Origin of the sequence: Hydrogenophaga sp. IBVHS2, assembly GCF_002127215.1 — a bacterium.
Lineage (GTDB): Bacteria > Pseudomonadota > Gammaproteobacteria > Burkholderiales > Burkholderiaceae_C > Hydrogenophaga.
Genome location: NZ_NFUT01000001.1, coordinates 300,977 through 325,322, shown reverse-complemented (window position 1 = coordinate 325,322; position 24,346 = coordinate 300,977). Strand labels below are relative to the sequence as shown.

General features: G+C 68.7%; 24 protein-coding genes and 3 tRNA genes. 14 read left to right on the top strand and 13 right to left on the bottom strand.

All coding sequences use genetic code 11. The annotated features are described in order from the left end of the window. Positions 1-7: 7 nt before the first annotated feature. Together CAP38_RS01585 and CAP38_RS01580 are read right to left on the bottom strand one after the other, a co-directional pair. Positions 8-907 carry a PP2C family serine/threonine-protein phosphatase gene (locus CAP38_RS01585; RefSeq protein WP_086119128.1) on the bottom strand — a complete coding sequence of 300 codons (900 nt, stop codon included), beginning with the start codon at positions 905-907 and terminating at the stop codon, positions 8-10. Then, complete coding sequence (locus tag CAP38_RS01580; RefSeq protein ID WP_086119127.1) at positions 904-1,911, bottom strand: serine/threonine-protein kinase; 1,008 nt, start codon at positions 1,909-1,911, stop codon at positions 904-906. Before CAP38_RS01580 ends, CAP38_RS01585 begins: the two co-directional genes overlap by 4 nt. A 61-nt stretch (positions 1,912-1,972) precedes the next feature. Here CAP38_RS01580 and CAP38_RS01575 point away from each other — a divergent pair, with 61 nt between their 5' ends. The 4 genes from CAP38_RS01575 to CAP38_RS01560 all read left to right on the top strand — a co-directional run bounded on the left by CAP38_RS01575 (position 1,973) and on the right by CAP38_RS01560 (position 6,089). Next, entirely contained in the window at positions 1,973-2,881 is a 909-nt protein-coding gene (locus CAP38_RS01575; RefSeq protein ID WP_086119126.1) for a YicC/YloC family endoribonuclease, read from the top strand. Between the two features lie 7 nt (positions 2,882-2,888). Continuing rightward, positions 2,889-3,509, top strand: coding sequence for a guanylate kinase (gmk, locus tag CAP38_RS01570; protein WP_086119125.1), 621 nt, complete (start codon positions 2,889-2,891; stop codon positions 3,507-3,509). A 14-nt stretch (positions 3,510-3,523) separates the two neighbouring features. Then, the gene (rpoZ, locus tag CAP38_RS01565; protein ID WP_086119124.1) at positions 3,524-3,727 is read left to right on the top strand and encodes a DNA-directed RNA polymerase subunit omega; all 204 of its coding nucleotides are present in this window, start codon (positions 3,524-3,526) and stop codon (positions 3,725-3,727) included. A 136-nt stretch (positions 3,728-3,863) separates the two neighbouring features. Then, complete coding sequence (locus CAP38_RS01560; RefSeq protein ID WP_256924185.1) at positions 3,864-6,089, top strand: bifunctional (p)ppGpp synthetase/guanosine-3',5'-bis(diphosphate) 3'-pyrophosphohydrolase; 2,226 nt, start codon at positions 3,864-3,866, stop codon at positions 6,087-6,089. An 11-nt stretch (positions 6,090-6,100) separates the two neighbouring features. On the opposite strand, the gene greB is transcribed toward CAP38_RS01560, so the two are convergent. From greB to hrcA, 4 genes are all read right to left on the bottom strand, one after another. Beyond that, positions 6,101-6,658, bottom strand: a complete 558-nt coding sequence (greB, locus tag CAP38_RS01555; protein ID WP_086119122.1) for a transcription elongation factor GreB — start codon at positions 6,656-6,658, stop codon at positions 6,101-6,103. A gap of 74 nt (positions 6,659-6,732) precedes the next feature. Next, positions 6,733-6,809 (bottom strand) — tRNA-Arg (locus CAP38_RS01550). Between the two features lie 91 nt (positions 6,810-6,900). Next, positions 6,901-6,977: transfer RNA gene (locus CAP38_RS01545), tRNA-Ile, on the bottom strand. A 21-nt stretch (positions 6,978-6,998) separates the two neighbouring features. Then, positions 6,999-8,021, bottom strand: a complete 1,023-nt coding sequence (gene hrcA, locus CAP38_RS01540; protein WP_086119121.1) for a heat-inducible transcriptional repressor HrcA — start codon at positions 8,019-8,021, stop codon at positions 6,999-7,001. A gap of 63 nt (positions 8,022-8,084) precedes the next feature. On the opposite strand from hrcA, the gene CAP38_RS01535 reads away from it, so the two are divergent. Genes CAP38_RS01535 through rapZ form a run of 3 tightly spaced genes read left to right on the top strand, consistent with a single transcriptional unit; the run spans position 8,085 to position 11,615 of the window. Beyond that, a complete protein-coding gene (locus CAP38_RS01535; RefSeq protein ID WP_086119120.1) occupies positions 8,085-9,002 on the top strand; it encodes an NAD kinase in 918 nt (305 codons plus the stop codon). A 58-nt stretch (positions 9,003-9,060) separates the two neighbouring features. Then, positions 9,061-10,704, top strand: coding sequence for a DNA repair protein RecN (gene recN / locus CAP38_RS01530; protein WP_086119119.1), 1,644 nt, complete (start codon positions 9,061-9,063; stop codon positions 10,702-10,704). Next, positions 10,701-11,615: an RNase adapter RapZ gene (gene rapZ / locus CAP38_RS01525; protein ID WP_086119118.1), complete on the top strand. Its 915-nt coding sequence runs from the start codon at positions 10,701-10,703 to the stop codon at positions 11,613-11,615. The genes recN and rapZ overlap by 4 nt, the downstream gene beginning before the upstream one ends. A 13-nt stretch (positions 11,616-11,628) precedes the next feature. Here the strand turns inward: rapZ and mutY are convergent, their stop codons facing one another. From mutY to mutM, 3 genes are all read right to left on the bottom strand, one after another. Continuing rightward, complete coding sequence (gene mutY / locus CAP38_RS01520; protein ID WP_086119117.1) at positions 11,629-12,726, bottom strand: A/G-specific adenine glycosylase; 1,098 nt, start codon at positions 12,724-12,726, stop codon at positions 11,629-11,631. Then, positions 12,723-14,666 carry a dynamin family protein gene (locus CAP38_RS01515; protein ID WP_086119713.1) on the bottom strand — a complete coding sequence of 648 codons (1,944 nt, stop codon included), beginning with the start codon at positions 14,664-14,666 and terminating at the stop codon, positions 12,723-12,725. The genes mutY and CAP38_RS01515 overlap by 4 nt, the downstream gene beginning before the upstream one ends. 92 nt (positions 14,667-14,758) lie before the next feature. Continuing rightward, positions 14,759-15,574 (bottom strand): bifunctional DNA-formamidopyrimidine glycosylase/DNA-(apurinic or apyrimidinic site) lyase, encoded by an 816-nt coding sequence (gene mutM, locus CAP38_RS01510; RefSeq protein WP_086119116.1) that lies wholly within the window; start codon positions 15,572-15,574, stop codon positions 14,759-14,761. Positions 15,575-15,666: 92 nt separating this feature from the next. Between mutM and CAP38_RS01505 the strand changes: the two genes are divergently transcribed. The 7 genes from CAP38_RS01505 (at position 15,667) to pth (ending at position 21,568) form a co-directional block, all read left to right on the top strand. After that, positions 15,667-17,469 (top strand): tetratricopeptide repeat protein, encoded by a 1,803-nt coding sequence (locus tag CAP38_RS01505; protein WP_086119115.1) that lies wholly within the window; start codon positions 15,667-15,669, stop codon positions 17,467-17,469. Then, complete coding sequence (locus tag CAP38_RS01500; protein WP_086119114.1) at positions 17,466-17,957, top strand: lipoprotein insertase outer membrane protein LolB; 492 nt, start codon at positions 17,466-17,468, stop codon at positions 17,955-17,957. The genes CAP38_RS01505 and CAP38_RS01500 overlap by 4 nt, the downstream gene beginning before the upstream one ends. Beyond that, positions 17,954-18,871, top strand: coding sequence for a 4-(cytidine 5'-diphospho)-2-C-methyl-D-erythritol kinase (ispE, locus tag CAP38_RS01495; RefSeq protein ID WP_179188428.1), 918 nt, complete (start codon positions 17,954-17,956; stop codon positions 18,869-18,871). Before CAP38_RS01500 ends, ispE begins: the two co-directional genes overlap by 4 nt. Positions 18,872-18,960: 89 nt before the next feature. Beyond that, positions 18,961-19,037: transfer RNA gene (locus tag CAP38_RS01490), tRNA-Gln, on the top strand. Positions 19,038-19,130: 93 nt separating this feature from the next. Further along, positions 19,131-20,105, top strand: a complete 975-nt coding sequence (locus CAP38_RS01485; RefSeq protein ID WP_086119113.1) for a ribose-phosphate pyrophosphokinase — start codon at positions 19,131-19,133, stop codon at positions 20,103-20,105. Positions 20,106-20,192: 87 nt separating this feature from the next. After that, positions 20,193-20,813 carry a 50S ribosomal protein L25/general stress protein Ctc gene (locus CAP38_RS01480; protein WP_086119112.1) on the top strand — a complete coding sequence of 207 codons (621 nt, stop codon included), beginning with the start codon at positions 20,193-20,195 and terminating at the stop codon, positions 20,811-20,813. Between the two features lie 98 nt (positions 20,814-20,911). Further along, positions 20,912-21,568: an aminoacyl-tRNA hydrolase gene (pth, locus tag CAP38_RS01475; protein ID WP_086119111.1), complete on the top strand. Its 657-nt coding sequence runs from the start codon at positions 20,912-20,914 to the stop codon at positions 21,566-21,568. Here pth and CAP38_RS01470 read toward each other — a convergent pair. Genes CAP38_RS01470 through CAP38_RS01455 form a run of 4 tightly spaced genes read right to left on the bottom strand, consistent with a single transcriptional unit; the run spans position 21,526 to position 24,339 of the window. Then, positions 21,526-21,816, bottom strand: coding sequence for a YfhL family 4Fe-4S dicluster ferredoxin (locus CAP38_RS01470; protein ID WP_086119110.1), 291 nt, complete (start codon positions 21,814-21,816; stop codon positions 21,526-21,528). The two genes, pth and CAP38_RS01470, sit on opposite strands and share 43 nt — an antisense overlap. Before the next feature lie 11 nt (positions 21,817-21,827). Then, positions 21,828-22,334 (bottom strand): pantetheine-phosphate adenylyltransferase, encoded by a 507-nt coding sequence (gene coaD / locus CAP38_RS01465; RefSeq protein ID WP_086119109.1) that lies wholly within the window; start codon positions 22,332-22,334, stop codon positions 21,828-21,830. Between the two features lie 7 nt (positions 22,335-22,341). Further along, positions 22,342-22,962: a 16S rRNA (guanine(966)-N(2))-methyltransferase RsmD gene (gene rsmD / locus CAP38_RS01460; RefSeq protein WP_086119108.1), complete on the bottom strand. Its 621-nt coding sequence runs from the start codon at positions 22,960-22,962 to the stop codon at positions 22,342-22,344. A gap of 9 nt (positions 22,963-22,971) precedes the next feature. Next, positions 22,972-24,339 carry a pitrilysin family protein gene (locus CAP38_RS01455; RefSeq protein WP_086119107.1) on the bottom strand — a complete coding sequence of 456 codons (1,368 nt, stop codon included), beginning with the start codon at positions 24,337-24,339 and terminating at the stop codon, positions 22,972-22,974. Positions 24,340-24,346: the final 7 nt, after the last annotated feature.

Sequence of the window (24,346 nt, the reverse complement as noted above, 5' to 3'; positions counted from 1 at the left end):
GGAAAGCTCAGGAATTGCGTTCGGCCGTGCGGCGGATCGCGGCATTGATCTCGGCGATCGACCGCTCGATGGCGGCGTCGTCCAGATCGTCCATGGTCGAGTCGGGGGTACCCGACTGGATGGTGGAGGCAAAGAAGCCGTCCTCCACATCGTCGGTCGACACGCTGGAGTTCTGATAGGCCTCGGCCGTCTCCCACTCCATGGCCAGCACGGTGACGTTGTCGCAGCGGGGGCCGCCCCGCTTGAGGGCGGTCTCGACCAGGTCGGGCACCGAATGCTCCAGGGCATGGCGCGAGAGCTCGGTCGCGATCTCCTCGTCGCTCACCGTGCCCCACAGGCCGTCGGAGCACAGCAGCACCCGGTCGCCCTGCTGCAGCGACAGCGGACCGGACAGGTCGAACACCGGCTTGGCCGGCGACCCCAGGCAGGTGAACAGGATGTTGCGGTTGATGTGATCGGTGGCACGCCCCATGTGGGCCTGCTGCTCCATGTAGGAGTGGTCGCGGGTGCGGGTGAGCAGGGCGCCGTCGCGCACCACGTACAGCCGCGAGTCGCCGCAGTGCACCCAGTGCATCTGGCCCCGCTCCATCAGCGCCGCCACCAGCGTGGTGCGCGGCGTGTCCAGCATGCCCTTCTCGGCCGCGTAGCGGATGATCTGGTGGTGGGCCGCCATCAGGGCGCTGGTGAGGAAGTCGGGGACCTCGCGCACCGTGGGGTTGGCGGTCTTCTGGAAGTAGGCCGAGAAGGTCTGGAGCGCGAGCTGCGCCGCCATGGCGCCCTCGGGGTGCCCGCCCATGCCGTCGGCCAGCACGAACAGGCCGGACTCGCGCGTGTACGCGTACCCCATCCGGTCCTCGTTACGCTCCCGCCCCCCTTGCCGGCTGATCTGGTAGACCGAGAACTTCATCGGAATCGGGTGCCCGCGTTGGTGGATCGGCTGCGCCCGGTCTTCTTGTCGGAGACGATGTTGTCGAACTGCAGCCGCATCTTCTCGGCCACGGTGAGCTTGGTGTAGCTGCGCTCGGTCTCGCGGCTGAGCTCCTTCTGCAGCGCAAACACCGACTGCGGCCGCGACAGCGGATCGAGCGACATGCACCACTCGACCACCTCGATCAGGTTGTCGGAGTAGACGCCGCGCAGGCGCGAGAGCGCCAGGGACAGGCGGTCCTTCTCGAGCCGCTGCGGCGCATCGTTGGGCGGGTAGCCCTGCATGCTGGCGTAGATGCAGGCACCGATGGCGTAGATGTCGGTCCAGGGCCCCATGGAGGAGTCGCGCCGGTACATCTCGGGCGCCGCAAAGCCGGGGGTGTACATGGGCCGGATGAAGTTGCCTTCCTTGCTCAGCACCTCGCGGGCGGCACCGAAGTCGATCAGCACCGCGCGGTTGTCGTCGGTGATGAAGATGTTGGCCGGCTTGATGTCCAGGTGCAGCATCTTGTGCTGGTGCACGATGCGCAGGCCGCGCAGCACCTCGTCGTAGAGCGAGCGAATGGTGGATTCGCGGAAGACCTTCTGCTTTTTCTGTTCACGCGCCGTGATGATGAACTCCTGCAGGGACGATCCCTCCAGGTAGTTCATGACCATGTAGACGGTTTCGTTCTCGCGGAAGAAGTTGAGCACGCTCACCACCGACTGGTGGGAGATCTGGGCCAGTGCACGGCCCTCTTCAAAAAAGCTCTTGAGGCCGAGCCGGTAGAGCGAGAGCTTCTCGGGCTGCACCTGCGGCAGCAGCTCGCCGGGGCCGCGCGAGGCCAGCGACGACGGCAGGTACTCCTTGACCGCCACCTGCTGACCTTCGGTGTCGATGGCCAGGTACACCACCCCGAAGCCACCTGCCGCCAGCTTGCGAACGATGCGGTAACCGCCGATGACGGTGTCTGGAGGCAGGGGGGCTGGTTTGACCTTTGACATAATTCGGCAGGCTTCCGGAACGCGTCGTTTCGGACCACTCCTTTGGATCGGGCCCAGTGCGATGGCAGTTTACAGCATGACCGGTTTCGCCACGGCCCACACGGCGCCGTCGGCCGAGGCCGCCGGGGCCCCGGCGGGCCACGGTCTGGGCCTGGAAATCCGCTCGGTCAACAGCCGTTTCCTGGATCTGGTCTTCAAGCTGCCGGAAGAGCTGCGCGGCAGCGAGCCCGCCCTGCGCGAACTGCTCAACGCCCGCCTCAAGCGGGGCAAGGTCGAACTGCGGGCCTGGATCGAGGGCCGCAACGAGTCGGGCCTGCGTGCACCCGCCGTGACCGACCTTCAGCGGCTGGTGAGCGCGCAGGATGCCATCCGCTCATGGCTGCCCACCGCGGCCCCCCTGTCGGTGGCCGACGTGCTGCAGCTCACCGGACGCCAGGGTGCCCCGATGGGTGACCAGCACGAGCCGCTGCTGGCGCTGGCCGCCGAGGCGGTCGATGCGCTGCGCAAGGCACGGGCCCGCGAAGGCGCCCGCCTGGCCGCCATGCTGACCGACCGGCTGGGACAGCTGCGTCAACTGGCCCTGGACGCCGCCCCCCTGATCCCCCAGCTGGTGGCCCAGCAGCGCCAGCGATTCCTGGACCGCTGGAACGAGGCGCTGGGCAGCGATGCCGCATCCGCCGGTGCCACCGAACAGGCCCGCGACCGGGCCCTGAACGAGGCCACGGCCTACGCCATCCGCATCGACGTGGCCGAGGAACTCACCCGGCTGGGCTCGCATCTGGACGAAATCGAGCGGCTGCTCAAGGCAGGCGGCGAACTGGGCAAGCGCCTGGACTTCCTGATCCAGGAACTGCACCGGGAAGCCAACACGCTGGGCTCCAAGTCCTCCAGCATCGAACTCACCCGCATCTCGGTGGACATGAAGGTCCTGATCGAACAGATGCGCGAGCAAGTCCAGAACATCGAATGACCCCCTGATGCAATACCCCGGCAACCTGTTCGTCGTCGCAGCCCCCAGCGGGGCGGGCAAATCCAGCCTCGTCAAGGCCCTGATGGAGCTGGACTCGCGTGTGCAGCCTTCGGTCTCGCACACCACCCGCGCCCCGCGCGGCCAGGAGCTCCATGGGCGCGAGTACTACTTCGTCAGCAACGAGACCTTCGACCAGATGGTGGTGCAGGACGCCTTCCTGGAATGGGCCAAGGTGCACGGCAACCGCTACGGCACCTCCAAACAGGCGATCGAGCAGCGCATGAAGATGGGCGCCGACGTGGTGCTGGAGATCGATTTCCAGGGCGCCATCCAGGTCAAGCGCATCTTTCCCAACGCGGTGCTGGTGTTCATCCTCCCGCCCAGCTGGGAGGAGTTGCGGTCGCGCCTGGAGCGCCGGGCAGAGGACAGCGCCGAGGTGATCGAGCTGCGGCTGCAGAATGCCGCCACCGAGATGGCCAACGCCCGGGAATTCGACTTCGTTATAATCAATGAAGTATTTGAACGGGCCTTGTTCGACCTCAAGGCCATCGTCCACGCGCAGAGACTGCGGTATTCGGCCCAGCGCATCGCCCGCAGCGACACCTTCTCGGCGCTGAACATCCACTGACACCCGGAGCCCTCATGGCACGCATCACCGTTGAAGATTGCCTGGAAAAGATCCCCAACCGCTTCCAGCTGGTGCTGGCGGCCACCTACCGTGCCCGCATGCTGAGCCAGGGCCACGCGCCCAAGATCGAGAGCAAGAACAAGCCGGGCGTGACCGCCCTGCGCGAGATCGCCGAAGGCAAGGTCGGCCTGGAGATGCTCAAGAAGGTGCCGGTCTGAGCGCCAGCGCACCCGCCAAGAAACACCGCCTCGGCGGTGTTTTTTTTCGCCGGTACGGCCGCAGCCCATGCGGCTGCGCCGGCATTGGATCTCACGCTACAGTATCGGGATGATGTCAGACACCCCGACAGGGGTCATGCCCTCCCCGATTGCACGGCCGGCCGAGAGCGCGGCAGCGGCCAGTTTTGCCGCGCTGCTGGGCAAGCTGGACTACCTGGGCGCAGCCGACATCGAAAGCATCCGCCAGGCCTACCGGTTCGCCGACGAGGCCCATCTCGGCCAGCTGCGCAAGAACGGCGACCCCTACATCACCCATCCGATCGCGGTGGCCGCCCAGTGCGCCGAGTGGAAGCTCGACGCGCAGGCCCTCATGGCGGCACTGATGCACGACGCCATCGAGGATTGCGGCGTGACCAAGCAGGAGCTGGTGGAGCGCTTCGGCGCCCCGGTGGCCGACATCGTGGACGGACTGACCAAGCTCGAGAAGCTGGAATTCGACACCCGCGAGCAGAACCAGGCGGAGTCCTTCCGCAAGATGCTGCTGGCCATGGCCAAGGATGTTCGCGTCATCCTCATCAAGCTGGCCGACCGCACCCACAACATGCGGACCATGGGCGACATGCCGCGCAGCAAGTGGCACCGCATCAGCAGCGAGACGCTGGAGATCTACGCCCCCATCGCACACCGCCTGGGCCTGAACTTCACCTACCGCGAACTGCAGGACCTGGCCTTCCGTTTCCTCAAGCCCTGGCGGTACGAGGTGCTGTCCAAGGCGCTCAACAAGTCCCGCACCCGCCGCCGCGACCTGATCAGCCGGGTGCAGCGCGAGGTGGAAGCGGCATTTGCGCGCGAAGGCATGCAGGTCCGCATCATGGGCCGCGAGAAGACGCTCTATTCGGTCTACCGCAAGATGGACAGCAAGCACCTGTCGTTCTCGCAAGTGACCGACATCTACGGCTTTCGCATCATCGTGCCGGGCCTGACCGACTGCTACACCGCGCTGGGCACGCTGCACCAGCTCTACAAGCCCCTGCCCGGCAAGTTCCGCGACTACGTGGCCATCCCCAAGGTCAACGGCTACCAGTCGCTGCACACCACGCTCATCGGTCCCTTCGGCACCAACATCGAATTCCAGCTGCGCACCCACGCCATGGATGTGGTGGCGGAATCGGGTGTGGCGGCCCACTGGCTGTACAAGGCCAGCGAGCCCAACAGCGACATGTCGCAGCGCCTGGGTACCCAGTGGCTGCAGTCGCTGCTGGACATCCAGCAGGAAACCCACGACGCCAGCGAGTTCTGGGACCACATCAAGATCGACCTGTTCCCTGATGCGGTCTATGTGTTCACGCCCAAGAGCAAGATCATGGCCCTGCCGCGCGGCGCCACGGTGATGGACTTTGCCTACGCCATCCACAGCGACGTGGGCAACCGCACCGTGTCGGCCCGCATCAACGGCGAGGAACGTCCGCTGCGCACGGAACTGTCCAACGGCGACGTGGTGGAGGTCATCACCGACGAGAAGGCCCAGCCCAACCCGGCCTGGCTCTCCTTCGTGAAGACCGGCCGGGCCCGATCCAAGATCCGCCACCACCTCAAGACGGTGGCCCAGGAGCATTCGCTGGAACTGGGCGAACGCATGCTGGGCCAGGCGCTGCGCTCCGAAGGCATCGCCCAGCTGCCGGCGGCCGACGGCGAACACGCAGTCACCTGGGACAAGCTGCTGCGCTTCACCGGCAACCGCAGCCGCGAGGAACTGCTCTCCGACATCGGCATGGGCAGACGCATTGCCAGCATGGTGGGCAAGAAGCTGGCGGTGCTGCTGAGCGAGACCGGCGTCAAGCCCGACACGGTGCTGATCAGCACCGAGCGCTACGCGACCGGCCAGGAGGACAACCTGGCCCATGGCGTGGTCACGCTCGATGGCAGCGAGGGCCTGTCGGTCCAGTACGCCAGCTGCTGCAAGCCCATCCCGGGCGATCGCATCGTGGGCTACCTGGGCCGGGGCGAAGGTCTGGTGGTGCATGCCGAGGACTGCGGCGTGGCGCGCCGGTTGCGCGCCCGCGACGCCGAACGCTTCCTCGAGGTGGAATGGGCCGACGAACCCACCCGCCCCTTCGACACCACCCTGGTGGTGACCGTCACCAACGGCAAGGGTGTGCTCGCCCGCGTGGCCGCTGCCATCGCCTCGGCCGAAGGCGACATCACCCATGTGGACATGGGCGACGAGCCGGCCCAGACCGCCACCGACATCCGTTTCTCGGTGGCCGTGCGCGACCGCCAGCACCTGGCCGACGTGCTGCGCAGCCTCAAGCGCACGCCCTCGGTCATCAAGGCCCAGCGCTTCAAGCCGGCCAAGACCTGAACGCGGTCGGGTCAGCCCGGCGCCGGGTAGCGGACGTCGAGGATTTCCAGCTCCTGCAGCCCGCCGGGCACCGCCAGCTTCACCACATCGCCCACCCGTGACTTGATCAGCGCACGGGCCACCGGCGAGATCCAGCTGATCTGTCCGCTGGCGCTGTCGGCCTCGTCCACCCCCATGATGGTCACCGTGGTCTCATGACCCTGCTCGTCGGCGTAGGTCACGGTGGCACCGAAGAACACCTGGTCGTTGCCGTGGTGCAGCGAAGGATCGACCACCTCGGCGATCTCCAGCCGGCGGGTCAGGAAGCGGATGCGGCGGTCGATCTCGCGCAGGCGTTTCTTGCCGTAGAGGTAGTCGCCGTTCTCGGATCGGTCGCCATTGCTCGCGGCCCAGTGCACGATCTCCACGATCTTCGGGCGCTCTTCGTCCATGAGCTGGAACAGCTCGGCGCGCAGCCGGTCGTAGCCGGGCCGGGTGATGTAGTTCTTGCCGCCGGGCGGCAGCGGCGGCAGGCCGCCGGCTTCGTCATCGTCGTCCGAGTCGGACTCTTTGGTGAAGGCTTTGCTCATGAACGGTCCCGCATGAACGCAACGCAGGCAGACAAGAAAAAAGCCTGCAGCTTGTGGCTGCAGGCTTTTTGTAGTGGCGCGGCTGGCAGGATTCGAACCCACGACCCCTTGGTTCGTAGCCAAGTACTCTATCCAACTGAGCTACAGCCGCGAAGCCTTGAAGTATAGCAGCATTTTCGAGGGTTTTGCAAACCTCGCCGGATTTGCTGCTACTCCGGACACGACCTCGCGAGGAAGCCGGTTGGTAGGCCGTGTTGGACTTGAACCAACGACCAAGGGATTATGAGTCCCCTGCTCTGACCAACTGAGCTAACGGCCCGAAAGCGGCGGATTGTAGGCGTTACTTGCCGTGGCTCAGGGCGTTGCTGACCAGCTTGGCCGTCACGTCGACGATCTGGATCATGCGGTCGTAGGGCATGCGCTGCGGGCCGATGACGCCCAGCGTGCCGACCACCTGCCCATCCACTTCGTACGGGGCGGTGACCACCGACAGGTCTTCGTAGGGCACCACCTGGCTCTCGCCGCCGATGTAGATGCGCACGCCGTCGGCCTGGGCCGACACATCGAGCAGGCGCACCAGCTGGGTCTTCTGCTCGAACAGGTCGAACAGCCGGCGCAGGTTGCCCATGTCGCTGGAGAACTCGGAGACCGACAGCAGGTTGCGTTCGCCGGCCACCACCACCTCATCCGGGCCGGTGTCGGTCTCGGCACCGATGTTGACCGCGGCCTGCATGAGCTCGGCGATCTCGCCGCGCAGGGCGTCGAGTTCGGTCTTGAGGCGCTCCCGCACCGCTTCCATGGTGAGGCCGGCGTAATGGGCATTGAGGAAGTTGGCGGCCTCCAGCAGCTGCGACTGCGTGAAGTTGACCTGGGTGTGGATGATGCGGTTCTGCACGTCGCCGTCCGGCGAGACGATGATCACCAGCACCCGCCGCTCCGACAGGCTGAGGAACTCGATGTGGCGGAACACCGAGGTGCGCCGGGGCGCCATGACCACGCCCACGAACTGCGACAGGTTGGACAGCAGGTTGGCCGCATGGCTGATGACCCGGTGCGGCTGGCTGGGGTCGATGTTGGGCGCCGAGATGTCGGGCACCGGGGCCATGAGGCTCTCGCGGCGCACGGTGAGCATGGTGTCGACGAACAGCCGGTAGCCGCGTGCGGTGGGAATGCGGCCGGCGGAGGTGTGCGGGCTGGCGATCAGGCCCAGCTCCTCCAGGTCGCTCATGACGTTGCGGATGGTTGCCGGCGAGAGGTCCATGCCGGTGGCCTTGGCCAGTGTGCGCGAGCCCACGGGCTGGCCGTCGGCGATGTACCGCTCCACCAGGGCCTTGAGCAACAACTTGGCGCGATCGTCCAGCATGGAAGGGATTTTACGGACGGGCGCCGCCCCTGGGGCGCCACAGCCCTATGTTGTAATTTGCCCATGCCCTCGCCCGCCCCGTCCCGCCCCGCTGCCAGCCGGCAACGACGCCCGCTGCGCTTTGCCCATGTGGTGATCGTCGGCAAGTACCACGCCCCCGGCTCGCGCAAGGCGGTCGACGAGATCGCCCACTTCCTGCAGGACGAAGGCTGCGTGGTGTCGCTGGAAGAACAGACCGCGCTCAACACCGGCCTGGCCAGCTTCCCGGCACTCAGTGTGGCCGCCATCGGCGCCCAGTGCGACCTGGCACTGGTGGTCGGCGGCGACGGCACCATGCTGGGCATCGGCCGGCAGCTGGCCCGCCACGGCGTGCCGCTGGTGGGCATCAACCAGGGGCGGCTGGGCTTCATCACCGACATCGCCTTCGAGGATTACCGCGACTCGCTGCGCGCCATCCTGCACGGCAACTTCGAGGAAGATTCGCGCGCCCTCATGGCGGCCAGCGTCTGGCGCGACGGCCGTTGCGTGTTCGAGGCCACCGCTCTCAACGATGTGGTGGTCAACCGCGGCGGCGTGGCCAGCATGATCGAGCTGCGGGTGGAGGTCGACGGCCATTTCGTGGCCAACCAGCGCGCCGACGGCCTGATCATCGCGTCCTCCACCGGCTCCACCGCCTATGCCTTGTCGGCCGGCGGACCGCTGCTGCACCCCGGCATCGGCGGCTGGGTGATGGTGCCGATCGCCCCGCACACCCTGTCCAACCGGCCGGTGGTGCTGCCCTACACCTGCGAGATCGCGGTGGAAATCGTCTCCGGCCGCGACGCCAGCGCCAACTTCGACATGCAGTCGCTGACCAGCCTGCTGCACGGCGACCGCATCGTGGTGCGCAAGTCGGAACACGCCCTGCGCCTGCTCCACCCGGCCGGCTGGAGCTACTTCGACACCCTGCGCAAGAAACTCCACTGGAACGAAGGGGGCTGAGCCTGCACGACAATGGCGTTTTGCGACTCGCCGCTGTCACCCTGTCTCCAGCCCCACCATGAGCCTTCGACGCATCGCCCTGCGGGATTTCGTGATCGTGCAAAGCCTGGACCTGGACCTGTCGTCCGGCTTCAGCGTGCTCACCGGTGAAACCGGCGCCGGCAAGTCCATCCTGATCGACGCACTGCAGCTCGCCCTGGGCAGCCGGGCCGACGCCGGTGTGGTGCGCGAAGGCGCGCAGCGCTGCGAGGTGGCCGCCGAGTTCGACAGCCCCGCCACCCTGGCCCCCTGGCTGGAGGAGCAGGGCTTCGCCGCCGACGAGTCCCTGCTGCTGCGCCGCACGGTGGACGCCGAGGGCCGCAGCCGTGCCTGGATCAATGGCAGCGCCGCCACCGCCACCCAGCTGCGCGCCGTGGCCGACCACCTGGTGGACATCCACGGCCAGCACGCCTGGCAGAGCCTGACCCGGGCCGATGCGGTACGCGAACTGCTCGATGCCTATGCCGGTACCGACCTCGGCCCGGTGCGCCAGGCCTGGCAGGCCTGGCGGCAGCACCGCAAGGCGCTGGATGCGGCCCGCGACCAGCAGGCCAGCCTGCAGCAGGACGCGGAGCGGCTGCAGTGGCAGATTGCCGAACTCGACAAGCTCGCACCGGGGCCGGACGAGTGGGTCGAGCTCAACGCACAGCATGCCCGCCTGGCCAATGCCCAGTCGCTGATCGACGCCACCGCGCTGGCGGTGCAGGTGCTCGACGAGGACGATGGCAGTGCCTCCACCCTCATCAGCCGCGCCGTGGCGGCGCTGCAAGGGCTGGTGGAGGTGGAACCGCGTTTCCGGGCCCCGCTGGAGGCCCTGGAAGGCGCCCTGGCCCAGGTGCAGGACTCGGTGCACGAGCTGCACCAGCTCCAGCGCCACACCGACCTGGACCCGGCCGGACTGGCCGCGCTGGACGAACGCCTGGGCCAGTGGGTGTCGCTGGCGCGCCGCTACCGACGTCCGCCGGAGGAACTGGCCGCACTGCATGCGCAGTGGAAGACCGAGCTGGCCGGCCTGGACGCTGCGCTGGACCTGGATGCGCTGCAGGCCACCGAACGCGCGGCCTGGAAAGCCTTCGAAGGCGCTGCACGCAAGGTCAGCCAGACCCGAGAGAAGGCCGCGCCACGGCTGTCGGAAGCCGTGACCAGCACCATGCAGACGCTGGGCATGCAGGGCGGGCGCTTCGAGGTCGGCCTGTCGCGGCTGGAAGAAGCCCAGGCCCACGGCTGGGAGGCAGTCGAGTTCCGGGTGGCTGGCCATGCCGGGGCCACGCCGCGCCCGGTGGGCAAGGTGGCCTCGGGCGGCGAGCTCTCGCGCATCGCACTGGCGCTGTCGGTGGTGACCAGCCAGCTGGGCCAGGCGCCCACCCTGATCTTCGACGAGGTCGATTCCGGCGTCGGCGGAGCGGTGGCCCATACCGTGGGACGGCTGTTGCAGCAGCTCGGCCGGGATCGCCAGGTGCTGGCCGTGACCCACCTGCCGCAGGTGGCCGCCTGCGCCCACCACCATCTGCAGGTGAGCAAGCAGCGCCAGGGTCAGCAGACGCTCAGCACGGTGCAGCCCATCGACCAGGACGCGCGGGTGCGCGAACTCGCCCGCATGCTGGGCGGCGGTGAGTCCTCGGACATTTCGCTGGCGCACGCGCGCGAGCTGCTCGGCGCATGAGCCCCACCCCCGCGTCCCCCCGGCAGCTGGTGCTCATCACCGGCATGTCCGGCTCCGGCAAGTCGGTGGCCCTGGCCGCGCTGGAAGACCTGGGCTTCTACTGCGTGGACAACCTGCCGCCCGAACTGCTGGCGGCCTTCATGGAACTCGAGCAGAACCGGCAGGCCCGCCGCGTGGCGGTGGCGATGGATGTGCGCAGCGCCGACGCCCTGCCCGGGCTGCCGGCCAAGCTGCAGGGCCTGCGCCAGCGGCAGGACCGCCCCTTGCAGGTCACCTCCATCTTCCTGGACGCCACCACCGACACGCTGGTGCGGCGCTTCTCTGAAACGCGGCGCGCCCATCCGCTGTCGGTCGTCCGGCGCGCCGAGGGAGACCCGCAGAACGCCCTGATCGAGGCCATCGAACGCGAGCGCGAACTGCTGGCCGAGCTGCGCGAACAGTCGCTGGTGCTCGACACCAGCCTGGCGCGGCCGCTCAACCTGCGCCAGCAGCTGCAGGATCTGGTCGGGCCCGAGGCCCGGCCGCTGACCCTGGTGTTCGAATCGTTTGCCTTCAAACGCGGCATCCCGATGGACGCGGATTTCGTGTTCGACGTGCGCATGCTGCCCAACCCGCACTACGAACCCGGACTCAAGCCGCTGACCGGCCGGGACGCCCCCGTGGCGGCGTACCTGGCGGCGCAGGACGAGGTGAAGCGCATGCAGGCGCAGATCACCGATTTCCTCGAAGCGTGGCTGCCCTCCATGGTGCGCGACCACCGCAGTTACGTCACCGTGGCGCTGGGCTGTACCGGCGGGCAGCACCGGTCGGTGTACCTGGCCGAGAAACTGGCGCAGCACTTCGGCGGGCGCTGGACGCTGCGCGTGCGGCACCGCGAATCCGACCACTGGCCGCGCCCCGGGCAGGACTGAGGGTCTGAGGGCCTCAGGCGGCCAGCCAGGGGCGCACCGGCGCCGGCAGGCCCACCTGGGTCATCTGATCGCGGCGTACCCATTGGCCCGATGCCGCAGCGCCGGGTGCATCGGCCTGGGCCGGCCACTGCAGCGACACCGGGTGCAGCCGCAGTTCGCGGTGGGTGAGTGCATGGGCCACGGCATCGCCATCGTGCAGCAGCTCGGCCATGGCGGACGGGACGGCCGCGCACAGGGCCTCGCGGCTGTCGAACACCGGCGGGCAGAACAGCCCGGCCCAGATGCCGCGCTCCGGTCGCTTGTGCAGCCAGACCTCGGTGTGTCCGTCGTCCGAGGGGCGTTCGATCAGCAGCAGCCACCAGGCCTCGAAGCGCCGGTTCAGGCGACGGGTGCGCACCGGGAAACGGGTCGGATCGCCGCTGCGCCGCCCCTCGCAAAGGTCCTGCACCGGGCACAGCGCGCACGATGGCCGGGTCCGGGTGCACACGGTGGCCCCCAGGTCCATCAGGCCCTGGGTGTAAGCCACCATGTCATCGGCTTCGGCATCGGGCTGCACCAGGGCCTGGGCCAGCTCCCACAGCTCGCGCTGGGGGCCGGCCTGGGCCAGATCCCGGTCGAAGGCCAGCAGGCGGGTGAGCACGCGCCGCACATTGCCATCGAGGATGGAGACCCGCTCCCCGAAGCAGAACGATGCGATGGCGGCGGCGGTGGACGCCCCGATGCCGGGCAGCGTGGCCAGATCGGCCGAGCGCTGCGGAAAGGCGCCCGCCCAGTCCTTCATGACGGCCTGGGCACACCGGTGCAGGTTGCGGGCCCGGCTGTAGTAACCCAGGCCGCTCCACAGGGCCATGACATCGTCCACCGGGGCAGCCGCCAGCGACGCCACATCGGGGAATCGCGCGAGGAAACGCGGGTAGTACGACAGCACGGTGGAGACCTGCGTCTGCTGCAGCATGATTTCCGACAGCCACACGCGGTAAGGGTCGCGGGTGCCCTGCCAGGGCAGACCATGACGGCCCTCCCGGCGCTGCCAGGCGATGAGTGCCGGCGCGAAGCCGGCCGGAAGCCCCGCCGGCGCCTCTGCCGGCACGGGGCGGCCCGCGCCCGTCATACCGGCAGCGGCTCGGCGGTGTCTTCGGTCACCGGTGCAGTGAGCAGCTCGGTGAGTTCGGCCAGCTTGGCATCCACCTGGGTGAGCGCCGCCTGCATGCCCTGCAGCTCGGTGATGCGCTCGTCGAGACCGCCGGCGGCCTGCTGGATGCGCGAGACCGCCTCGATCCGGCGTGTGAAGTGCCGGCGCCGGTCGCGCAGCTGGCTGTCGAACTGCGCCGCCGCCGACTTGTTCCAGATCTCCACTTCGTTGACCGCGCTGTCGTACACGGTGCGCAGGCGGCTCATCAGGGCACGGGCCAGCCGCTCGGCGAACTCGGGCTGGGCCAGACGCAGGGCGTTGCCCAGGCTGAGGTACTGGAGGTGGCTCTTCTCGATCAGCACCAGCTCCTGACCTAAACGGGCCAGGTCGGGCGGCGTGGGCACCTGCAGCGAGAAACCGTATTCGGCATTCAGGCTGCGGAAGCTGCCATCCAGCATGGCCTGGATGTCGGCCGCCATGCGCTGGGCCTTGTCCAGATCGGCCCGCAGGCGGCTGAAGGTGTCGTCGTAGGCACGGCGCACGCCGAGCTTGATGCCGGGCGCCTTGAGCGCCTTGGCCAGCGCCGACACCTCGTTGCGCAGATGGGTGGACCCCAGCAGGGCAAACAGGTCCTTGAGCAGTCGCAGGTGCACCGAACGCACCGCCTGGATGCGCGCGCCGCTGGCATCGAACTCCCCCTGCTCCTGCTCGATGCGCAGCCGCATCTGCTTGATGACGCCGGCGTTCTTGCCACGCAGGCCTTCGAGTTCCTGGATCTGCTCCACCAGGTCGCGGGTGCGGGCGTGCACCATGCGGCCGGTCTCGACCTGCAGGGAACGGATGCCGGCGGCCACGGCCGAGGACAGGATGCGCCGGCGCTGGGCCAGCAGGTCTTCGCCGAGTGCGTGCTCCAGCTCGAGCAGGTTGCTGGCGTCGAGCAGGTTGTCGTCGCCATTGACCTTGGCCAGCAGGCCCTTCTGGGCCGACACCGCCAGCACCTGCCGCGGCGACACGCCCAGGATCTCGGCCGAATCCACCCGCTGCGCCGCGATCTGCAGCTGCACCTGTTCCGGTGTGGACAGGGCGTCCCACAGCGTGTCGATCTTGTTGAGCACCACCAGCCGCGAAGCCGCATCGGCCGAAGCCACCGCCAGGTGCTGCCGCCAGATGGTGAGGTCGGATTTGGTCACCCCGGTGTCGGCTCCCAGGATGAACACCACCGCGTGGGCCTGGGGCAGCAGGCTCACCGTGAGCTCGGGTTCGGCGCCGATGGCGTTGAGGCCCGGCGTGTCCAGGATCACCAGGCCCTGCTTGAGCAGCGGGTGCGCCATGTTGATGAGGGCATGGCGCCACTTGGGCACCTCCACCAGACCGTCGCTGCCCGGCAGCGGGTTGTCTTCGGGCGTCTCGTCGCTCCAGAAGCCCAGCGAACGGGCCTCGTCCTGCGACACCCGGCGCACTTCGGACACCTTCTGGATCGCCTTGGCCAGCTGCTTGGGGTCGTTCACGTCCAGATCGACGCGCTCCCACTTCTCGGTGGCGGCGCGCCAATCCAGCAGCGACTGCGGCTGCAGCCGGGTCTCGATGGGCAGCAGGCGCAGGCAGGGGGGAATCTCGGGGTCGTAGCCCAGCTCGGTCGGGCACATGGTGGTGCGCCCGGCGCTCGCCGGCATGATGCGGCGGCCGTAACCGGCAAAGAACATGGCGTTGATCAGCTCGGACTTGCCGCGCGAGAACTCGGCCACGAAGGCCACCATGATCTTGTCGTTGCGCACCTGCGCATGCAGCTGGTCCAGCCGTTCACGCACCCCCGGCTCCATGAGGTCGTTGTCGACCAGCCATTCCGACAGCAGCTTGAGGCGCAACGCAAACTGGCGGCGCCAGGCGCCATGCTGATCGAATTCCTGGATGAAGCTCATGGGTGTGATGAAGGTCGCGGGCAGGCTGCGGATCAATATAGCACCCGATACCCGGCCGGGTGTGCGGCCCGAACCCCCGGATCGACCGGCCGTCAGGGCTTCTGGCAGGCGGGACAGAAAAACGTGGACCGCTGGCCCTGGCGGATCTGGCGGACCGTCGCGGCACACACACGGCACGGCTCACCCGCCCGGCCATACACCTGGGCATCGAGCTGGAAGTAGCCGCTCTGCCCCTCGGCGCTGGAGAAATCGCGCAGCGTGCTGCCGCCCAGCGCCACCGCCTTGTGCAGCACCTGCACGATGGCCGCATGCAGCCGGGCGGCGCGCGGCCGGCTGATGCGGTCCGCCCGCACGGTGGGCCGGATGCCGGCCATGAACAGCGCCTCCGACGCATAGATGTTGCCCACGCCCACCACGATGTCGCCGGCCAGCAGCACCTGCTTGATGGCGGCACGGCGCTGCTGCAGCGCACGGTGGAAGCCCGCCGCATCGAAGCCGGCCTCCAGCGGCTCCACACCCAGCCCGTCCAGCAGCTTGCGGGCCCGGGGGTCGGCCAGATCGGGCACGCAGACCACGGCCCCGAAACGGCGCGGATCGTGCAGGCGCAGCAGGCCGCGGTCGGTGTGGAGATCGAAATGGTCGTGCGGTCCGGGGGGCGGCAAATCGGTCGCGAACTGCAGGCTGCCCGACATGCCCAGGTGCAGCAGCAGCACGGCGGCATCGAGGCGGACCAGCAGGTACTTGCCGCGCCGGTCCACGCCCTGCACCGTCTGGCCGCCGAGTGACGCCGGATCGGCACCCAGAGGCCAGCGCAGCGGCTTGCCCATGCGCACCGACTGCACCCGGGCGCCGCTGATGCGCTCGGCAAAACTGCGTCGGGTGACCTCGACTTCGGGCAATTCGGGCATGCATCCACCTCGGCTGGCGACGGTCCGCCGGCAGCGCGGGCGGATGCCCGAGCGCCCCCGGGGGCCAGAAAGCCTTCCATTATCATGGGCCGATGACCTGTCCCTCTCCCGGCTCCGCCCCTGCATCGCGCCCGCTTCAACGTCCGCTGAGCGCCCGTCGCCGGTCATGGGCTGTCGCCCTGCTGCTGGCCTGGGGCAGCTCGCATGCACTGGCCCAGACGGCCCCGGAGGCAGCGCCCGCGCCGGTGGTGAACTCGGCCCTGAATGCGCCCCTGTTCTACCAGCTGCTGCTGGGCGAGATGAACGTGCGCGAGGGCGATCCGGGCGCCGGCTACTCGCTGATCCTGGATGCCGCACGCCGCGCCCGGGACCCGCAGCTCTACCAGCGCGCGGTGGAGGTGGCCCTGCAGGCCCGGTCGGGCGATGCGGCGCTGGCGGCGGCCCGCGCCTGGGCCCAGGAGCTGCCCGGCTCCCTGGAAGCCGACCGTTTCGTGCTGCAGATCCTGCTGGCCCTCAACCGGGTCGCCGAAACCGGGCCGGTGCTGCGCGAGCTCATCCGCGACACCCCGCCGGCCGAACGCAGCGACACCATCAATGCCATCCCGCAGACCTTCGCACGGGTTCAGGACAAGGCCCTGGCGGCCAGCGTGGTGCGCGAGGCGGTCACGCCCTCGCTCACGCAGGCCGAGACAGCTGCTGCGGCCTGGACCACCGTCGGCCGCATGGAGCTGGCCCAGAACCGCAACGCTGCGGCACTGGAAGCGGCCAGGCAGGGGCACTCGGCCGAGCCGGCATCGCCCTACCCGGCCCTGCTGGCGCTGGAGCTGTTCGAGCGGGGCGAGAGCAATGCCGAGCCGCTGATCCTGCGGCAGATCAATGCCAGCAGCCGGCGCAGCGCCAACGACACCGCCGTGGCCCTGAACTACGCCCGTCTGCTGATCGACCTGCAGCGCAACGGCGATGCCCGACGCGAACTGGCGTCCCTCACCACCCGCCAGCCCGACGAGGCCGAGGCCTGGCTGCTGCTGGCATCCGTCCAGCTGCAGGACAACGCGCTGGCGGAGGCCAAGGCCTCGCTGGGACAGTTCCTGCGGCTGACCCAGGGCACCACCGATCCCCGCATGCGCCGCCTGCAGACCCAGGCCTTCCTGATGGCGGCCCAGGTGGCCGAGAAGCAGGGCGACATTGCCGGTGCCGGCGCCTGGCTGGACCGCATCGAGAGTCCGGATGACGTGATGGCCGCCCAGGTGCGCCGCGCCTCGCTGCTGGCCCGCCAGGGCCGCATGGCCGAAGGCCGTGCGCTGCTGCGCAGCCAGCCGGAACGCCGCCCGGGCGATGCACGGCTGAAGCTGCTGGCCGAAGCGCAGCTGCTGCGCGAATTCAAGGCCTTCCGCGAAGCCTACGACGTGTACGGCGAAGCCGTGCGGCGCTTCCCCGAGGATCCCGACCTGCTCTACGAGCAGGCCATGGTGGCCGAGAAGGCCGACCGCATGGCCGACATGGAGCGCCTGCTGCGCGAACTCATCCGCCGCAAACCCGACTTCCACCACGCCTACAACGCCCTGGGCTACTCGCTGGCGGACCGCAACCAGCGCCTGCCCGAAGCCAAAGCCCTGATCGAGAAGGCCTTGTCCATGGCGCCGGACGATCCCTTCATCCAGGACAGCCTGGGCTGGGTGGAGTTCCGGCTGGGCAACCTGCCGCGCGCCATCGAGATCCTGAGTGCCGCCTACCGCAAGCGTCCCGACGCCGAGATCGCTGCCCACCTGGGTGAGGCGCTGTGGGTGGCCGGCCGCCGCGACGAAGCCCGCAAGATCTGGCGCGAGGGGCTGATCACCGCGTCCGACAACGAGACGCTGCTCTCCACCCTCAAGCGCCTGCAGGTCCAGCCATGAAGCCATGCGGGCGCCGGCAGTGGCTGGCCGCACTGGCGCTGACCGCCTTGCTCGCCGGTTGCGCCACGCCGCCCCGGCCGGCCGATGCCGGCCCCGACGTCTGGTACGGCCGGCTCGCCCTGAAGGTGGACAGCAGCCGTCCGCAGTCGTTTGCGGCCGGCTTCGAGCTGCGGGGTTCGGCCAGCGCCGGCGAACTGCTGCTGACCTCCCCGCTCGGCCAGGCGCTGGCCCAGGTGCTGTGGTCGCCGCAAGGCGCGGAACTGAGGCAGGGTGATCAGGTCACGCGGCGCGGCAGCCTGGACGAACTCACCACCGAGCTCACCGGCACCGCCGTGCCGGTGCAGGCGCTGTTCGACTGGCTGCGCGGGGCCAGCACCGAGGCGGCCGGCTGGCAGGCCGATCTGGCCGGCTTCGCCGACGGTCGCATCCAGGCCCGGCGCCGATCGCCCCAGCCCGCCGCCGAACTGCGCATCCTCGTCCTGCCTTGAATCCGCCTGCCCTCTCTCACCTGCTGGGCGTTCCGGCGCCTGCCAAGGTCAACCTGTTCCTGCATGTGACCGGCCGGCGCCCGGACGGCTACCACCTGCTGCAGTCGGTCTTTGCGCTGACCGACTGGTGCGACCGGCTGGATTTCGGTTGGCGCGACGATGGCCGGGTGATCCGCCACGACAGCACCCCGGGGCTGCTGCCCGACAACGATCTGTGCGTGCGCGCCGCCCGGGCACTGCAGGCCGCCACCGGATGCACACAGGGCGTGGACATCACGCTGCACAAGCATCTGCCGGCCGAAGCGGGTCTGGGGGGCGGGTCATCCGACGCAGCGTCCACCCTGCTGGCCCTCAACCGGCTGTGGAGTCTGGGCCTGACGCGCCGCGCGCTCATGGACATCGGCGTCACGCTGGGCGCCGATGTGCCCTTCTTCGTGGGCGGACATTCGGCCTGGGTCGAAGGCATCGGTGAGCAGATCACGCCCTTGCGGCTGCCGTCGGCCCGTCTGCTGCTGGTCAAGCCGCCGACCGGTGCCTCGACGCAACGCATCTTCAGCTCGCCCGAGCTCAAAAGGGACACAAAAACTGCTATACTCCAAGGCTTTGCTGCAAACGACGCACAAGACGGGGTAGCAAGCTGGCGAGTCCACCACCTGGAGCCACTTCTGGCGTGGGGACACAACGACCTGCAACCCGTTGCACAAGCGCTCTGCCCGGATGTCGGGCTCTGCATCGAATGGCTTCAGGGCCTGGGGTTGCAAGGGCGCATGAGTGGTTCGGGCACGGCGGTTTTCGCGGTGCTGCCGGAAGGATGGTCAGGGGATTCGACCCCGGTGCCACCCGAAGCCGGCTGGATCACCCGGGTCTGCAGCATCAGGGATGTGCATCCCCTGGCTGGTTGGGCCAGCGACTGACAGGTCGCTGAAGCAGCCGGCGCGGTGGTTGCGCAACCTGCGACAATATCGGTCGTCTGACGGGCGCAAGCCAGCCAGATGTCCTGCGTAGGGGAGTCGCCAAGTTGGTAAAGGCACCGGATTTTGATTCCGGCATGCGAGGGTTCGAGTCCTTCCTCCCCTGCCAAACCTTTTTTGCATCACGGTTCACGTGACCTCCAGGCCGCCTGCATACCCTGCAGGGCGGCTTTTTCATCGCCGACGCGAAGCTGGGATCAACATGCAGGTTCAACCCCCGGATTTCATGATCTTCACCGGCAACGCCAACCCGGTGCTGGCGGCCGAGATCGCCCAGCACCTGGGCACGCAGCTCGGTGCGGCCAACGTGGGCCGTTTCTCCGACGGGGAAGTCACGGTCGAGATCACCCAGAACGTGCGCGCCCGCCACGTGTTCGTGATCCAGTCCACCTGCGCGCCCACCAACGAGAACCTGATGGAGCTGCTCATCATGGTGGACGCGCTCAAGCGCGCGTCGGCCGAACGCATCTCCGCCGTCATTCCGTATTTCGGCTACGCCCGCCAGGACCGCCGCCCCCGTTCGGCCCGCGTGCCGATCTCGGCCAAGGTGGTGGCCAACCTGCTGCAGACCGTGGGTGTCAACCGGGTGCTGACCATGGACCTGCACGCCGACCAGATCCAGGGCTTCTTCGACATTCCGGTCGACAACATCTACGCCTCGCCGGTGCTGCTGGGCGACCTGCGCACCAAGAACTACGAAGACCTGCTGGTGGTCTCGCCCGATGTGGGCGGTGTGGTGCGGGCCCGCGCGCTGGCCAAGCAGCTGGGCTGCGACATGGCCATCATCGACAAGCGCCGGCCCAAGGCCAACGTGTCCGAAGTGATGCACGTCATCGGCGACATCGAAGGCCGCAACTGCGTGATCATGGACGACATGATCGACACCGCCGGCACGCTGGTGAAGGCGGCCGAGGTGCTAAAGGAGCGCGGCGCCAAGAACGTGTACGCCTACTGCACCCACCCCATCTTCTCGGGCCCGGCCATCGAGCGCATTGCCAAGGGCAACGCGCTGGACGAGGTGGTCGTGACCAACACCATTCCCCTGTCGCAGTCCGCCCAGGCCTGCGGCAAGATCCGCCAGCTCTCGGTGGCGCCGCTGATGGCCGAAACCATCGCGCGCATCGCCTCGGGCGAGTCGGTCATGAGTTTGTTCGCCGATCAGGACAATCTGTTCTGAGGTGACAAAAGCAGGTCGTGCCCCTGGGGTGCGGCCTTTTTCAACCCGAGGCGTTCTGGTCGCGGAACCCCTCCACAGGAGTCAGTCATGCAATTCGTCGCTTTTGAGCGCGCCAAGCAGGGTACGGGTGCGAGCCGCCGTCTGCGCAACACCGGTCGCGCGCCCGGTATCGTCTTTGGTGGCACCGCCCCGGCCGTCACCATCGAACTCGATCACAACGCCCTGTGGCACGCCCTGAAGAAAGAGGCGTTCCACTCGTCCATCCTGGACATGGAACTCGCCGGCACCGTGCACAAGGTGCTGCTGCGCGATGTCCAGTACCACCCGTACAAGCCGCAAGTCCTGCACGTGGACTTCCAGCGCGTCGACGAGAAGACCCGCCTGCGCAAGAAAGTGCCCCTGCATTTCGTGGGTGCCGAAGAGTCGCCGGCCGTCAAGAACGACAAGTGCCTGATCAACCACGTGATGACCGAGATCGAGATCGAGTGCCTGGCCACCCAGCTGCCCGAGCACATCACCATCGATCTGAGCAAGGTCGAAAAGGGCGCCACCATCCACACCGGTGACATCCAGCTGCCCAAGGGCATCAAGCTGGTCACCCATGGCCGCACCAACATCACCGTGGCCACCGTGGTGGAGCCGGTCGAGGAAGTGGTGGCCGCTCCGGTCGCCGCTCCGGCCGACGACAAGAAGAAAAAGAAGAAGTGAGGCGGACGTTCCGGCCTGGGGCAGCCCGGCGCCGGAACACTGCTCTTCGCTCACGAAGGCCCGCTCATGCGGGCCTTTGTTTTGGATAATCGCGCCCCATGATCAAGCTCATCGTCGGCCTGGGCAACCCGGGCCCGGAATACGAACAGACCCGGCACAACGCCGGCTTCTGGTGGGTCGACGAGGCGGCGCGGCTGCTCAAGGTGTCCCTGCAGATGGACCGCAGCCACGCCGGCCTGCTGGCCCGCGCCAACGTCGACGGCCAGACCGTGTGGCTGCTCGAACCTCAGACCTTCATGAACCTCTCGGGCAAGTCGGTGGGATCGCTGGCGCGCTTCTACAAGATCGCACCGGACGAGGTGCTGGTGGTGCACGACGAGCTCGATCTGCCGCCGGGCGAGGTCAAGCTCAAGAAGGGGGGCGGGCATGCCGGCCACAACGGGCTGCGGGACATCCATGCCCAGCTCGGGAGTGCCGATTACTGGCGGCTGCGCATCGGCATCGGCCACCCGGGCAACAAGAACGAGGTGGCGAACTGGGTGCTCAAGAAGCCGTCTCCGGACGACCGCATCGCCATCGCGCAGGCGCTGGACCGCAGCCTGCGCGCCCTGCCCCACCTGCTGGCCGGTGCCATGGACCGGGCCACCCCGCTGATCCACACCAGCAAGCCGCCGCGTCCCAAGCCGCCCCGGCCCGCGCCGACGGCTGGCGATCAGGCCGGGCCCGACGTCCCTCCGGCGGCCGACAAGCCCTGACCCGACTTCTGCAGGCGCTGGTACTTCTGCCACAGCGTCTCGCGGTTTTCGACGTGGTCCGGGTGGATGGGGATGCAGGCCACCGGACAGACCTGGACACACTGCGGTTCGTCGAAGTGGCCGACGCATTCGGTGCAGCGCGCCGGGTCGATCTGGTAGATCTCCTCGCCCATCGAGATCGCCTGGTTGGGGCACTCGGGTTCGCAGACGTCGCAGTTGATGCACTCGTCGGTGATCATCAGGGCCATGGCGCTGCTCCTCAGGCCTGCAGGGGCGAAGGCAGCAGGCGGCGCGCCACCGCGGGGCTGACCATCTGCGACACGTCGCCACCGAGCGTGGCGATCTCGCGCACCAGGGTGCTGGAGATGCACTGCAGCTCCGCCTGGGGCAGCAGGAACACGGTTTCCACGCCGGGGTGCAGCTTCCGGTTCATGGCGGCCATCTGGGCCTCGTAGTCGAAATCGGTGAGGTTGCGGATGCCGCGCACCACGGCGCAGGCCCCGTGCTGGCGGCAGAAATCCATGATCAGCCCGTCGAAGGGCAAGGCCCGCACCCGTCCGGGCAGGTGAGCGGCAGCCTCCTCCACCATGGCCAGGCGTTCGTCCAGTGCGAAGCGGGTCTTCTTGTGGTGGGCCCGGGCCACCGCCACGATGAGCTCGTCGAACAGGCCGGCAGCGCGCTGCATCACGTCCTGATGCCCCAGCGTGACCGGATCGAAGGTGCCGCTGTAGACGGCGGTGCGGCGGAGGTGGGCGACGGAAGTCATCCCGGGATTATCCGCCCGAGGGCTTCAGCAGGTGAAAGGCCACAGCGCCGGCACGGGCGTGGCGATGGCGCTCCAGACCCAGCGGCACCAGCTCGGCATCGGTCCAGTCGCGCGGGGCTTCGAGGTACACCAGCCCCTGCGGACCGATGGCGGCGGCTGCCGCCTGCAGGGCCGGCAGGAACAGGGCTTCGGCCTCGAAAGGCGGATCGAGGAAGACCACATCCCAGCCCTGGCCGGCACGCTGCTTCAACGCAGCGAGGCCGTCGCCGCGCTCCACGCGCACGGTGGAGGCCTTGAGCCGACCGCAGAGGCCCTGCAGCGACGCGATCAGGGCCGGCGCCTGCTCCACCATCACCACCTCGGCGGCGCCGCGCGACGCGGCTTCCAGGCCGAGCGCGCCGGTGCCGGCAAAGGCGTCGATGCACCGCAGGCCGGTCAGGTCCTGACCGAGCCAGTTGAACAGGGTCTCGCGCACCCGCGACGGCGTGGGTCGCAGCCCGGGCAGATCGGCCACCGGCAGCTTGCTGCGCTTCCACAACCCGCCCAGGATGCGCACCTCGTGCGGCGCCTGGGCGGTGGCGGATCGGGGGGTGGGCGTGCGGGGGCGGCGGGGCGATGGCGAGGACATGCCCCGAGCTTACCGGGCCGAGGCCTGCGGGGACTCGGCCGGCACACCCACCACCACGGTGGCCATGCGATCGGGCTGCACCACCCGGGCGAAGGCCCGCTGGATGTCGGCCCGGGTCACGCGGCGGATCTGGTCGGTCCAGGTGTCGAGGTAGTCCAGCGGCAGACCGCTCCAGGCGATGTTGGCCACGTTGTCGAGCAGCTTGCGGTTGCTGTCGATGCGCAGGCCGAAACCATTGATGAGGAAGTCCTTCGCGCCCTGCAGTTCGGTGTCGGTCGGGCCGTCCTGCACGAAGCGCTGCACCACGTCGCGTGCCACCTGCACCGCCTGGCGCGCCTGGTCGGGTCGGGTGGTCAGGCCGATCTGGAACGGCCCGGCATGCCGACCGGGCGAGAAGTAGCTGTAGACGCTGTAGCTCAGGCCGCGCTTCTCGCGCACCTCGGTGGTCAGGCGCGAGACGAAACCGCCGCCGCCCAGGATGTAGTTGCCCACGAACAGCGGGAAGAAGTCCGGGTCGTTGCGGGCGATGCCGGGCTGGCCGATCAGCACCTGGGCCTGGGCCGCGCCGGCAAAGGGCAGCCAGCGCTCCACGCTGCTGTTCAGCGGAGCCACCTCGGGCACGGCCGGCAGCGGCGCGCAGCCATGCGGTTCGATGGCGGCCATCAGGCGCCGGGCGATCCGCTCGGCCTGCGCCCGGTCGATGGCGCCCACCAGCGTGACCTGCGCCCGGCAGGCCGAGGCATGGCGGCGGTAGAAGTCGCGCATGTCGTCGATGGCGATGGCCCGGTAGGTGTCGGCCGTGGGCTGTCGGCCGTAGGGGTGGTCACCGAACACCGATTGCGAGAAGGTGCGCGCCGCCAGCGTGGCGGGCCGGGTCTCGGCCTGCTGCAGGGCGGCCAGCAGGCGCTCGCGGTCACGCTGCCAGACGGCCTGCGGCCAGGCCGGTGCGGCCATCTGGCGCGCGGCCAGGGCCACCGCACGCTCCAGCAGATCGGGCTGGGTCAGGGTGCGCAGCTGCAGGGTGAAGCGGTCGCTGCCGGCACTGGCGCCGAACTGCGCCCCCAGATCGACCCAGGCTTCGCTCAGGGCGTTCTCGTCCAGCGCCGGCTGGGCTCCCTGCGCGGCCACCCCGCCCGAGAGCAGGCCCGCCGTGACCGCGGCCAGACCGGCCTGTCGGGCGGGCTCGCGCCGGCTGCCGCCGTCGAAATCGATCTGCACGTCCAGCATCGGGATGGTGGGACTGCGCACCAGGTACACCCGGGCGCCCGAGGGCTGGGTCCAGTGTTCGATGGGGATGGCGGCCTGCGCCGTGCCGATGCCGGCGGCCAGCAGTCCGGCCATCAGCGCGTGTCGGGCAAGGGTCTTGAAGAGGGGCATGGGATGG

What these genes read in the sequence shown, in the direction of transcription:
- CAP38_RS01585 (WP_086119128.1), bottom strand. Translation starts at nt 907, where the DNA reads ATGAAGTTCTCGGTCTACCAGATCAGCCGGCAAGGGGGGCGGGAGCGT.
- CAP38_RS01580 (WP_086119127.1), bottom strand. Translation starts at nt 1,911, where the DNA reads ATGTCAAAGGTCAAACCAGCCCCCCTGCCTCCAGACACCGTCATCGGC.
- CAP38_RS01575 (WP_086119126.1), top strand. Translation starts at nt 1,973, where the DNA reads ATGGCAGTTTACAGCATGACCGGTTTCGCCACGGCCCACACGGCGCCG.
- gmk (WP_086119125.1), top strand. Translation starts at nt 2,889, where the DNA reads ATGCAATACCCCGGCAACCTGTTCGTCGTCGCAGCCCCCAGCGGGGCG.
- rpoZ (WP_086119124.1), top strand. Translation starts at nt 3,524, where the DNA reads ATGGCACGCATCACCGTTGAAGATTGCCTGGAAAAGATCCCCAACCGC.
- CAP38_RS01560 (WP_256924185.1), top strand. Translation starts at nt 3,864, where the DNA reads ATGCCCTCCCCGATTGCACGGCCGGCCGAGAGCGCGGCAGCGGCCAGT.
- greB (WP_086119122.1), bottom strand. Translation starts at nt 6,658, where the DNA reads ATGAGCAAAGCCTTCACCAAAGAGTCCGACTCGGACGACGATGACGAA.
- hrcA (WP_086119121.1), bottom strand. Translation starts at nt 8,021, where the DNA reads ATGCTGGACGATCGCGCCAAGTTGTTGCTCAAGGCCCTGGTGGAGCGG.
- CAP38_RS01535 (WP_086119120.1), top strand. Translation starts at nt 8,085, where the DNA reads ATGCCCTCGCCCGCCCCGTCCCGCCCCGCTGCCAGCCGGCAACGACGC.
- recN (WP_086119119.1), top strand. Translation starts at nt 9,061, where the DNA reads ATGAGCCTTCGACGCATCGCCCTGCGGGATTTCGTGATCGTGCAAAGC.
- rapZ (WP_086119118.1), top strand. Translation starts at nt 10,701, where the DNA reads ATGAGCCCCACCCCCGCGTCCCCCCGGCAGCTGGTGCTCATCACCGGC.
- mutY (WP_086119117.1), bottom strand. Translation starts at nt 12,726, where the DNA reads ATGACGGGCGCGGGCCGCCCCGTGCCGGCAGAGGCGCCGGCGGGGCTT.
- CAP38_RS01515 (WP_086119713.1), bottom strand. Translation starts at nt 14,666, where the DNA reads ATGAGCTTCATCCAGGAATTCGATCAGCATGGCGCCTGGCGCCGCCAG.
- mutM (WP_086119116.1), bottom strand. Translation starts at nt 15,574, where the DNA reads ATGCCCGAATTGCCCGAAGTCGAGGTCACCCGACGCAGTTTTGCCGAG.
- CAP38_RS01505 (WP_086119115.1), top strand. Translation starts at nt 15,667, where the DNA reads ATGACCTGTCCCTCTCCCGGCTCCGCCCCTGCATCGCGCCCGCTTCAA.
- CAP38_RS01500 (WP_086119114.1), top strand. Translation starts at nt 17,466, where the DNA reads ATGAAGCCATGCGGGCGCCGGCAGTGGCTGGCCGCACTGGCGCTGACC.
- CAP38_RS01485 (WP_086119113.1), top strand. Translation starts at nt 19,131, where the DNA reads ATGCAGGTTCAACCCCCGGATTTCATGATCTTCACCGGCAACGCCAAC.
- CAP38_RS01480 (WP_086119112.1), top strand. Translation starts at nt 20,193, where the DNA reads ATGCAATTCGTCGCTTTTGAGCGCGCCAAGCAGGGTACGGGTGCGAGC.
- pth (WP_086119111.1), top strand. Translation starts at nt 20,912, where the DNA reads ATGATCAAGCTCATCGTCGGCCTGGGCAACCCGGGCCCGGAATACGAA.
- CAP38_RS01470 (WP_086119110.1), bottom strand. Translation starts at nt 21,816, where the DNA reads ATGGCCCTGATGATCACCGACGAGTGCATCAACTGCGACGTCTGCGAA.
- coaD (WP_086119109.1), bottom strand. Translation starts at nt 22,334, where the DNA reads ATGACTTCCGTCGCCCACCTCCGCCGCACCGCCGTCTACAGCGGCACC.
- rsmD (WP_086119108.1), bottom strand. Translation starts at nt 22,962, where the DNA reads ATGTCCTCGCCATCGCCCCGCCGCCCCCGCACGCCCACCCCCCGATCC.
- CAP38_RS01455 (WP_086119107.1), bottom strand. Translation starts at nt 24,339, where the DNA reads ATGCCCCTCTTCAAGACCCTTGCCCGACACGCGCTGATGGCCGGACTG.